The organism is Streptomyces sp. NPDC007084 (assembly GCF_040703595.1).
Classification (GTDB): Bacteria; Actinomycetota; Actinomycetes; order Streptomycetales; family Streptomycetaceae; genus Streptomyces.
The window spans coordinates 88,882-99,230 of record NZ_JBEYFY010000029.1 but is presented as its reverse complement, the minus strand read 5'-3'; the positions used below and the strand labels follow the sequence as shown (position 1 = coordinate 99,230).

The window sequence follows — 10,349 nt, the reverse complement described above, 5'->3', positions numbered from 1 at the left end:
CGCCGGGGCCCGGCCGGCGCCGGTCACCGGGGCGCACGGGCCGGGCGGGGCCGGGCACCCGGCGGCGGGGCGGTTCCCTGTCGGACACTTCCGTCACCTGCCGGGGGTCGTGGAGGGCTCTGTGGACGGGGAGGGGGCCTCGGTGGCGAGGGCGCCCGGGGAGGGCCGCCCGGCGTCGGGCGGCGCGGCGGAGCCCGTCGACGCGGCCGGATCGGGGCTCGGGCCGGCCGGGACCGGGGCGAGGACCTCGGGCGGCGGGGCCGCCGGGGTGCGGGCGGCGGACTGCCGGGCGGCGGACCCGGGGACGCCCAGGACCGTGCCGTCGGGGTTGAGGAAGGCCGGGTCGCCGCCGGGGACCATGCCGAGTTCCCGGGCGCGGCGCTGGAGGGCGTCGGGGGCGGAGTAGGCGTCCACGTCGCGCTGGAGCGCCTGCTCCTCGTCGGTCAGGCTCTTGGTGTCCTTCTGGAGGTCGTCGAGGCGGAAGGCGCCCTCGCTGAGGGCGGAGTTCAGGACCAGGAGCCCGATCAGGCCGCCGCCGAGCAGCAGGACGACCAGCAGGACGAAGGGGGTGCGGGCCGCCTGTCCGGAACCGGCCGGCAGGAGCCGCGCGAGCCGGGCGGCCCGCCCCCTGAGTTCGGGTTTCCCGCTCACTCGCCCTCCTTCTCCCCGCGCCTCACTCGGCGGCGTCCTCACGGATGCGTTGCGCTCCCCGCAGCCGGGCGGGTGCCGCTCGCCGGTTCTCGGCGACCTCTTCCTCGGTGGGAAGTTCGGCACCCCGGGTGAGGAGCTTGAGCCGGGGCTGGTACCGCTCGGGGACGACGGGCAGTCCGGGCGGCGCGGTGGTGGCGGCGCCGGCCGCGAACACCTGCTTCACCAGCCGGTCCTCCAGCGAGTGGTACGACAGCACGGCGATACGGCCGCCGACGGCCAGCGCCTTGACGGCCGCGGGCACGGCCCGCTCCAGGACGCTCAGCTCGCCGTTGACCTCGATGCGCAGCGCCTGGAAGGTCCGCTTGGCGGGGTTGCCGCCGGTGCGCTTGGCGGCCTGGGGCAGCGCGTCGCGGATCAGCTCCACGAGCCGGGCGCTGTTGGTGAACGGCTCCTTCTCGCGTTCGCGCACGACGGCGGAGACGATCCGCTTGGCCTGCTTCTCCTCGCCGTACGCGCGCAGGATCCGTACGAGTTCGCCGGGCGGGTAGGTGTTGAGGACCTCGGCGGCGCTCATGCCGGTCGTCTGGTCCATGCGCATGTCGAGCGGGGCGTCCTGCGCGTACGCGAAACCGCGGTCCGCCTCGTCGAGCTGCATGGAGGAGACGCCGAGGTCGAACAGGACGCCCTGGACGCGCGCGATGTCCAGGCGCTCCAGCACCTCGGGGAGTTCGTCGTAGACGGCGTGCACGAGGGTGGCCCGTTCGCCGAAGGGGGCCAGGCGCTCTCCGGAGAGGCGCAGCGCCTCCTTGTCGCGGTCCAGGGCGACGAGCCGTACGCCGGGGAACCGGGTGAGCAGTGCCTCGCTGTGCCCGCCGAGGCCGAGGGTGCAGTCGACGACCACGGCGCCGGGCTCGGCGAGGGCCGGGGCGAGCATGTCCAGGCACCGCCGGAGCATGACCGGGACGTGCCGCCGCCCCTCCGGTCGCTCGCTGCCGTCCTCGGTCGGAAGCGCTTCGCGCCCTTGCATTCCGGGCCCTCTCAGGTCCGGCGCGGCCATACGCACCGCCGGGTCCCCACCCGCTCGGGAAGGGGAGGCCCGCTGGCGCCGGATGAATGGCGTCAGCCGACCGGGAGCGGGAGGAGGCCGAGCCGTACGTACGCGCCGCGCACGTGGGGAGACGCCGGAAAGTCGCCGGGTCTCCAGGGAAAACAGTCCAGCGGGGAGAGCCTCGCCTCCCGCTTCGCGTCACTTTAGTCCACGGTGTCGCGCGGTCAATCAACCGGCATGCGCGTCGCGGGCGCCGCTCGGAGCGAAGCCGCGTACCGGCCGGAATCACCCGAACGGCCCGGCCGTCACCGCCCGTGTGGATTACCTCACAACAAGGCACGATGGCATTCTTTGTCCCCTCCCACAGCAGGACTACTCCCCGCGTGACCAGTAACGTCATGGCTATGACGACTTCTGCCTCCGTTCCCGTCGAACCCGAAGGCGCCATAGCCGCGGACCGCACCGTCACCGACCGCCTCGTCGGGGCGAACGAGCGGTACGCCGCCGCGTTCACCGACCCGGGGATGGACGCGCGCCCCGTACTGCACGTCGCCGTGGTCGCGTGCATGGACGCCCGTCTCGACCTGCACGCCGCGCTCGGCCTGGAACTCGGCGACTGCCACACCATCCGCAACGCCGGCGGTGTGGTCACCGACGACGTGATCCGCTCCCTGACCATCAGCCAGCGGGCGCTCGGCACCCGCAGCGTGGTCCTCATCCACCACACCGGCTGCGGCCTGGAGTCCCTCACCGAGGAGTTCCGGCACGAGCTGGAGATGGAGGTCGGCCAGCGCCCGGCGTGGGCGGTCGAGGCCTTCCGCGACGTCGACCAGGACGTACGGCAGTCGATGCAGCGGGTGCGCACCTCGCCGTTCCTGCTGCACACCGAGGACGTGCGCGGCTTCGTCTTCGACGTCACCACGGGTCTGCTCCGCGAGATCGACCCCGCCTGACCGGGTTCCGGCCCGGGGCCGGCGCGGGTCCCGCCCGCGTCCGGTCCGGGCCGGTGATCGCGCGCGGGAAGCCCCAGGTCGCCCCGGTCCTCGGCGCGTGGGACCCTCTCCTCACGAAAAACCCCGGCCGTACGGTGCCCAAAGGACCGTAAGAGCTGACATATCGCAGCCAGTTGTCCACAGGCGAGTGACACGAACCGGTAACGGCAACAAGAATGCGGATGTGGCGTCACGCGGAACTGTTCGCGCGTGGTGTCCGTGTTTCGGGGTGGGTGGGCCGGTCCGCACAGGGCGTCGGCCCGAGAAAGGGCCGAGGAGGGCCGGGTGACGACCTATGACGATCGAGCGAGCCTCACTGATCTGACCGCCACTGCGGAGCGTGTCCGCAGTTCGGTGGAAGGAGTGATCGAAGGCAAGCCTGAGGTCGTACGGCTTTCGCTGACCGTGCTGCTCGCCGAGGGGCATCTTCTGATCGAGGATGTCCCCGGCGTCGGCAAGACCATGCTGGCCAAGGCGCTGGCGCGGTCCATCGACTGCTCGGTGCGGCGTATTCAGTTCACCCCCGACCTGCTCCCCTCGGACATCACCGGTGTCTCCATCTGGGACCAGCAGCGGCGGGACTTCGAGTTCAAGCCGGGCGCGATCTTCGCCCAGATCGTGATCGGCGACGAGATCAACCGCGCCTCGCCGAAGACCCAGTCCGCGCTCCTGGAGTCGATGGAGGAGCGGCAGGTCACCATCGACGGGCAGACCTACGAGCTGCCCAGCCCGTTCATGGTCGTCGCGACCCAGAACCCGGTCGAGATGGAGGGCACCTACCCGCTGCCGGAGGCCCAGCGCGACCGCTTCATGGCCCGGGTCTCCATCGGCTACCCGAGCGCCGAGGCCGAACTCCAGATGCTGGACGTGCACGGCGGGGTGAACCCGCTGGACGACCTCCAGCCGGTCGCCCACGCGCACGACATCGTAAAGCTGATCGACGCGGTGCGCACGGTCCACGTCGCCGACTCCGTCCGCCGGTACGCGGTGGACCTGGTCGCCGCCACCCGCACCCACCCCGACCTCAGACTCGGCGCCTCCCCGCGCGCGACGCTGCACCTGCTGCGCGCCGCGAAGGCGTCCGCCGCCCTGAGCGGCCGTGACTTCGCCCTGCCGGACGACGTGCAGTCCCTCGCCGTCGCGGTCCTCGCGCACCGCCTGCTGCCCACGGCCCAGGCGCAGCTCAACCGGCGCACCGCCGAGCAGGTCGTCCAGGAGATCCTCCAGCACACCGCCGTGCCCGCCGCGCCCCACCAGCAGTCCGGCCTCACGCTGGGCCGGGGCGCGCCCGCCTTCGGCCAGCAGCCGCCCCGGAGGCTGTGATGAGCCACGGCGGCACGGAGCACACCGCCGAGGAGGACAAGGGCGGCCTGCGCACCGCGCTCGCCGGGCTCACCACCCGCGGGCGGTCGTTCCTGGCCGCCGGTGTGGCCGCCGCGATCTGCGCCTACGTCCTCGGGCAGAGCGACCTGCTGCGCGTGGGACTGCTCCTCGCGGTGCTGCCGCTGGTCTGCGCGACCGTGCTGTACCGCACCCGCTACCGGGTCGCGGGCAGCCGCAGGCTCTCCCCCGGCCGGGTGCCGGCGGGCTCGGAGGCCCGCGTCCACCTGCGCATGGACAACGTCTCGCGGCTCCCCACGGGCCTGCTGATGCTCCAGGACCGCGTGCCGTACGTGCTCGGCCCGCGCCCCCGGTTCGTGCTGGACCGGGTGGAGGCGGGGGGCCGCCGCGAGGTGTCCTACCGGGTCCGCTCCGACCTGCGCGGCCGCTACCCGCTGGGCCCGCTGCAGCTCCGGCTGACCGACCCGTTCGGGATGTGCGAGCTGACCCGCTCCTTCTCCACGTACGACACCCTGACGGTCATCCCGCGCGTGGAGGCGCTGCCGCCGGTGCGGCTGACCGGCGAGGCCAAGGGGTACGGCGACGGGCGGCAGCGGTCGCTGGCGCTCGCGGGCGAGGACGACATCATCCCGCGCGGCTACCGCTACGGCGACGACCTGCGCCGTGTGCACTGGCGGCTGACCGCGCGCTACGGCGAGCTGATGGTCCGTCGCGAGGAGCAGCCCCAGCGTTCCCGCTGCACCGTGCTGCTCGACACCCGGGGGGTCGCCTTCCGGGGCGCGGGCCCCGACTCGGCCTTCGAGTGGGCCGTCTCCGGTGCCGCGTCCACGCTGGTGCACATGCTCGAACGGGGCTTCTCGGTGCGGCTGCTGACGGACACCGGCAGTTCGGTACCCGGCGAGGGGGCGGACGGGTTCACCGGCGCGAACCAGGAGTCCGCGGACGCTGCCGGGCTGATGATGGACACGCTCGCCGTGATCGACCACTCGGACGGCGTGGGCCTGTCTCCCGCCTACGACGTGCTGCGCGGCGGGAACGAGGGGCTGCTGATCGCCTTCCTCGGGGATCTCGACGAGGAACAGGCCGCGGTGCTGGGCAAGATGCGCCAGCGCAGCGGCGGGGCGGTCGCGTTCCTCGTGGACAGTGAAGCGTGGGTGCGGGAACCGGGCGACCTGTCCGGCCCGTTGGACAGGAGCGAGGACAAGCTGCGCCTGCTGCGCGAGGCCGGCTGGACCGCCGTCACGGTGCCGCGGGGGGCGACCCTCGCCGGGCTGTGGCGGGAGGCGGACCGGCTGCGCACGCACGCGGCGTCGACGGGGACCAGCGCGGGGGGTGAGGGCCGATGAGCGGGCGAGCCCGGCTGACACTGTGCGCGACCGCGGCCACGCTGATGGCCGCCTGCGCGCTGCTGCCGCTGGTGGATCCGGCGACCTGGCTCTTCCAGGCCGCCTTCCTGTTGGCGGTGCAGAGCGGCGTGGGCGCGCTGACCCGGCGGGTCCCGCTGGCCCGGCCGCTGACCGTGGCCGCGCAGGCGCTGGTGACGCTGATGCTGCTGACCCTGGTCTTCGCCCGGCACCAGGCCGTCGCGCTGATCGTGCCGGGCCCGGAGGTCTTCCGGCACTTCGGCGACCTGCTCCAGGCGGGCACCGACGACGTCGGCAGATACTCGATCCCGGCCCCGCTCTCCGACGGCATCCGGCTGATGCTGGTCGGCGGTGTGCTGCTGATCGGGCTCGCGGTGGACGCGCTCGCGGTGACCTACCGCAGCGCCGCGCCCGCCGGCCTGCCGCTCCTCGCGCTGTACTCGGTCGCCGCGGGCCTCGCCGGCGGGGGCGCGGCCTGGCTGTGGTTCCTGCTGGCCGCCGCCGGCTATCTGATGCTGCTGCTGGCCGAGGGCCGCGACCGGCTCTCGCAGTGGGGCCGCGTCTTCGGCGGCGCCTCCCGGGCGCCCGGCCCCGAGCCGTCCACCGGCGCCGTCGCGCCCGTCAGGACCGGCCGCCGGATCGGCGCGGTCGCGCTGGGCATCGCCCTGGTCGTGCCGCTCGCCCTGCCGTCCCTGGACGGCGGTCTGCTGGACGGCGCGGGGCGGGGCATGGGCAAGGGCCCGGGAGGCGGCGGCACCATCTCCGCGGTGAACCCGCTGGTCTCGCTCCGCGACAGCCTGAACGTGGACGAGGACCGCACGGTCATGACGTACCGCACCAACACGAACGAGACGCAGGACCTGTATCTGCGGATCGTCGCGCTGGACGACTTCGACGGCACGGCCTGGAAACCGGCCCAGCGGCGCATCGAGGACGTGCCGAAGACGTTCCCGACGCCGATCGGACTCGGCGGCGACGTCCGGCGGTCCGCGATCCAGACCCGTATCTCGGCCGCCGAGTGGTACGGGCAGGACTGGCTGCCGATGCCCTACCCGGCCAGCAGGGTCGACATCAGCGGCTCCTGGCGGTACGAGCCGGTGGGGCGCACGCTCGTCGGCGACCACGGCCAGAACACCCGCGGTGTGCAGTACCAGGTGACGAGCCTGATGGTGCGGCCGACGGCGCAGCAGCTCGCGGAGGCTCCGGAGCCGCCGGCCGCGCTGAGGCGCGAGTTCACGAAGGTGCCCGAGTCGCTGCCCCCGGTCGTCGCGCGGACGGCCCGCAAGGTCACCGAGGGCTCGGACAACGCCTACGAGCAGGCGGTCAAGCTCCAGGACTACTTCGCCGTCAGCGGCAACTTCCGGTACGACACCCAGGTGCAGGCCGGCAGCGGCTCCGCCGCGATCGCCCGCTTCCTGAAGGAAAAGGAGGGCTTCTGCGTCCACTTCTCCTTCGCGATGGCGGCGATGGCGCGGACGCTGGGCATCCCGGCCCGGGTGGCGGTCGGCTTCACGCCGGGCACCCCGCAGGCGGACGGATCGATGTCGGTGGGCCTGCGGGACGCGCACGCCTGGCCCGAGCTGTACTTCGAGGGCGTGGGCTGGACCCGCTTCGAGCCGACCCCGAGCCGGGGCACGGCCCCGGAGTACACGCAGTCGGACACGCCGGGCAACGACCTGCCGGTGGTGCCGAGGCCCTCCGACTCGGCCTCCTCGGCGCCCTCCGCGGCTCCGTCGGCCAGCGAGAGCTGCTCGCCCCAGATGCGCAAGCTGCAGGCCTGCCCGGACCAGTCGACGGTGGCGCCGGTCGGCCCGTCCGACGACGACTGGCCCTGGTTCAAGATCCTCGGACTCACCCTGGCCGGACTCCTGGTCCTGGTCGTGCCGCTGCTGCCGACGCTGTGGCGCAGGAGGGTCCGGGCGGTCCGGCTCGGCGGTCACGGCCACAGCGAGACGGACGTGGCGGCGTACACGCTGGGTGCCTGGCTGGAGGTGACGGACACGGCGTGGGACTACGGGATCGCGCCGGAGGAGTCGCAGACCCCGAGAAGGGCCGCCGAGCGGATCGCGCGGCTCGGCGAGCTGGACCCGGAGGCCTCGGCCTCGGCGCACCGGCTGGCGATGGCGGTGGAGCAGGTGCTCTACGCTCCGCGTCCGCGCCCGGTGACGGGACTCGCGGACGACGCCCGGCGGATCGAGGCGGCCCTGCGTGCCTCGGCGACCCGCGCCGCCCGCCTCCGCGCACTCCTCGCCCCCCGTTCAGCCATCCGGGTGGCCTGGTCGACGAGAACGAGGTGGGCCGCCTTCACATCCGCATGGTCGACCCGGCTGGACACGGTCCTCCGCCGCCCGACGAGCCAGAACCCCTGAGCGACCGAAGGACATCACCGTGCGGGCGCAGCCGGGTCTCCCGGCTGCGCCGGCGTGCTGTGCGGGCGTGCTGTGCGGGCGCGGTGAACCCGGTGAAGGCGCCCCCGCCAGAAAAAAGCGCGTGAGGAGGCGTCCACCCACGAGGTGGACGCCTCCTCACGCGGAGGTCTCGCAGAGACCGTCGACTAGGACACCGGAGGTCAGTGACCGCCCTGTTCGTCGCGACGGCGCTGCCAGCGCTGCTCGATCCGATCCATCACGGAACGGCGCTGCCGGCCCTGACGACGAGCGGCGGGCGAGCCCGCCGCGGCCGGCTGTTCGCCCGGCTTGGGAGCCTTGCGCCAGCCGGTGACGGCAAGCACCGCGCAACCCAGCATGACGAGGAAGCCCACCACGCTCAGCCAGATCTGAACCGCGACCATTCCAGCCATGAGGAGCGCGATACCCACCAGGAAGCCCGCGACCGCCTGGTAGACCCGTCGCCGGGTGTACGTACGCAGCCCGCTTCCCTCAAGCGCTGTCGCGAACTTGGGATCTTCGGCGTACAGCGCTCGCTCCATCTGCTCGAGCATTCGCTGCTCGTGCTCCGAGAGCGGCACGGAGTCCTCCTCATCGTGCAGTCGCCGGGGCGACCGGGGGTCCCCTTCAGGATAGGCAGGGAATCGCCCCCGTGAAACCCGCCCCTCTACGCCAATTCGCCAACCGGAACCCGCCATGGCACCCCGATCCACTGAGGCGTGCATTCCCCAGTGAACGGCCCGTCATGCCGGACGGTCTCCCTCGATCATACGGCGCCGAGCACCCGATCGGGTGGTCTGTGGCGTACTCCATCTGACGCCAAGCCCCTGATCAGCGGCGCACCACGGCAGGCACTCAGCCCCCGGCGGTCCCGCGGGCCTCACCGAGCACATGGAGCTGTGTGGCCACGGAGTGGAAGGCGGCGAGTTCGGCCGCCGCCGCCTCCAGCTTCAGCAGGGCCTCCAGCGCGCCCGGCTCGGTGTCCACGAGGACTCCCGGCACCAGGTCCGCGAAGACCCGGACCCCGTGTACGGCGGCCACCCGCAGGCCCGCGCCGGTGACCAGGGAGGTGAGCTGGTCGGCGGTGAAGCGGTGCGGAACAGGATCACCCTCGCCCCAGCGTCCGTCCGGGTCATCGAGGGCGTGCCGGGCCTCCTTGAAGTGCCCGGCGAGGGCGCGGGAGAGCACGGCGCCGCCGAGCCCGGCGGCGAGGAGGCTGAGGACGCCCTCGGGCCGCAGCGCGTCCACCACGTTGCGGACGCCTTCGGCCGGGTTGTCCACGTACTCCAGGACTCCGTGGCACAGCACGACGTCGTAGCCGCCGCGCTCGACCACGTCGAAGAGGCCGTGCGCGTCGCCCTGGACTCCCTTCACCCGGTCGTCCACGCCGGCCTCGGCGGCGCGGCGCTCCAGCGCGAAGAGCGCGTTCGGGCTGGGGTCGACGACGGTGACCCGGTGGCCGAGGCGGGCGACGGGCACGGCGAAGTTGCCGCTGCCGCCTCCGGTGTCCAGGACGTCGAGCGACTCCCGTCCGGCGGCCTTGACCCGGCGGTCGAGGGCGTCCTTGAGGACCTCCCAGACCACGGCGGTACGGAGAGAAGCGCGGGGGCGCATCGGGTCCGACACGGCAGTTGACTCCTCGGCGCGGCACCGCCACATCTACGGCGGAGCGATCTTCGGGCCTCCCGGCAGGAGCGGGAGGCGGCAGGCGCCTCCACCCTATTGCCTCAGCCGCCGTGACCGGTCCCCCGTCTCACGCGGCCCGGCGCTCCCGGGCCCCGCTCCCCCGCCCGGCTCAGCCCGCGTCCGGAACCGGCCGGTCGGCCCGCCGCCGGAGCCGGCCTTTCACCCCGCGTCCGGGACCCGGCCTTCGCGGTCCGCCTCCGCGTCCTGGTCCTGGCGGGGCTGAGGCAGCACGGGCTGGAGCACGAGCAGGCGCTCGACGAGCCGCAGGAACATCGCGACGTCGCGTATCAGGTCGTCGGCGTCGCGGGTGCCGGCCGCTCCCCGGATGCCCGCCTCGGCGCGGGCGCGGCGGTCCGCCCCCGAGGCGAACAGCGCGCTCCACTCGGTCAGTTCGGGCGCGATCTCCGGGAGGACCTCCCAGGCGCTGCGGATACGGGCCCGGCGGCGGGAGGTGGGTTCCGGCCGGCCCCGGGCGGCGAGTACGGCCGCGGCTGTTCGAAGTGCCGCCAAGTGGGCAGTCGCATAGCGCTCGTTCGGTGTCTCCAGCGCCGCCGCCTCGTCGAGGCCGGCGCGGGCCTGGGCGAGCAGGTCGAGAGCGGCGGGCGGTGCGGTGGCCCGGCGGAGCACGGGGTGCACGTCGCCGGCGGGACCGGTCAGTGAGGGGGCAGGGCCGGTGGCGCGGCGCCGACGGGCGGCGGCTGCGGACGAGCTGGCCATGACGAACCTCCTGTCGTCGTGTGACGGCACTGTGGCCGTATGTGCCCATCGTGCGGTATGCCACTGACAATCCGTTCTGACCTGCGGTTTTGCTTCGATCGAAGGTTCGGAGTACTTTTTGAACTGACCAGTCAGTTCAAAAAGTTCGCGTTCGACATGGGGA

General features: G+C 73.4%; 9 protein-coding genes. 4 read left to right on the top strand and 5 right to left on the bottom strand.

Annotated elements, in window-relative coordinates; genetic code table 11:
* Positions 1-93: 93 nt before the first annotated feature.
* Both AB0912_RS22875 and rsmH read right to left on the bottom strand, forming a co-directional pair.
* Positions 94-651, bottom strand: a complete 558-nt coding sequence (locus AB0912_RS22875; protein ID WP_366702581.1) for a hypothetical protein — start codon at positions 649-651, stop codon at positions 94-96.
* Between the two features lie 22 nt (positions 652-673).
* Positions 674-1,678 (bottom strand): 16S rRNA (cytosine(1402)-N(4))-methyltransferase RsmH, encoded by a 1,005-nt coding sequence (gene rsmH, locus AB0912_RS22870; protein ID WP_366702579.1) that lies wholly within the window; start codon positions 1,676-1,678, stop codon positions 674-676.
* 425 nt (positions 1,679-2,103) lie between these two features.
* Here rsmH and AB0912_RS22865 point away from each other — a divergent pair, with 425 nt between their 5' ends.
* From AB0912_RS22865 to AB0912_RS22850, 4 genes are all read left to right on the top strand, one after another.
* A complete protein-coding gene (locus AB0912_RS22865; protein WP_366702577.1) occupies positions 2,104-2,652 on the top strand; it encodes a carbonic anhydrase in 549 nt (182 codons plus the stop codon).
* Positions 2,653-2,976: 324 nt separating this feature from the next.
* The gene (locus AB0912_RS22860; RefSeq protein WP_366702575.1) at positions 2,977-4,014 is read left to right on the top strand and encodes a MoxR family ATPase; all 1,038 of its coding nucleotides are present in this window, start codon (positions 2,977-2,979) and stop codon (positions 4,012-4,014) included.
* Positions 4,014-5,378, top strand: coding sequence for a DUF58 domain-containing protein (locus tag AB0912_RS22855; protein WP_366702573.1), 1,365 nt, complete (start codon positions 4,014-4,016; stop codon positions 5,376-5,378). The genes AB0912_RS22860 and AB0912_RS22855 overlap by 1 nt, the downstream gene beginning before the upstream one ends.
* Positions 5,375-7,765, top strand: coding sequence for a DUF3488 and transglutaminase-like domain-containing protein (locus tag AB0912_RS22850; protein ID WP_366702571.1), 2,391 nt, complete (start codon positions 5,375-5,377; stop codon positions 7,763-7,765). The genes AB0912_RS22855 and AB0912_RS22850 overlap by 4 nt, the downstream gene beginning before the upstream one ends.
* Before the next feature lie 200 nt (positions 7,766-7,965).
* Here the strand turns inward: AB0912_RS22850 and AB0912_RS22845 are convergent, their stop codons facing one another.
* From AB0912_RS22845 to AB0912_RS22835, 3 genes are all read right to left on the bottom strand, one after another.
* Positions 7,966-8,364, bottom strand: coding sequence for a DUF3040 domain-containing protein (locus tag AB0912_RS22845; protein ID WP_366702569.1), 399 nt, complete (start codon positions 8,362-8,364; stop codon positions 7,966-7,968).
* A gap of 274 nt (positions 8,365-8,638) precedes the next feature.
* Positions 8,639-9,409 (bottom strand): methyltransferase, encoded by a 771-nt coding sequence (locus AB0912_RS22840; protein WP_366702567.1) that lies wholly within the window; start codon positions 9,407-9,409, stop codon positions 8,639-8,641.
* Positions 9,410-9,628: 219 nt separating this feature from the next.
* Complete coding sequence (locus AB0912_RS22835; protein ID WP_366702565.1) at positions 9,629-10,186, bottom strand: SAV_6107 family HEPN domain-containing protein; 558 nt, start codon at positions 10,184-10,186, stop codon at positions 9,629-9,631.
* Positions 10,187-10,349: the final 163 nt, after the last annotated feature.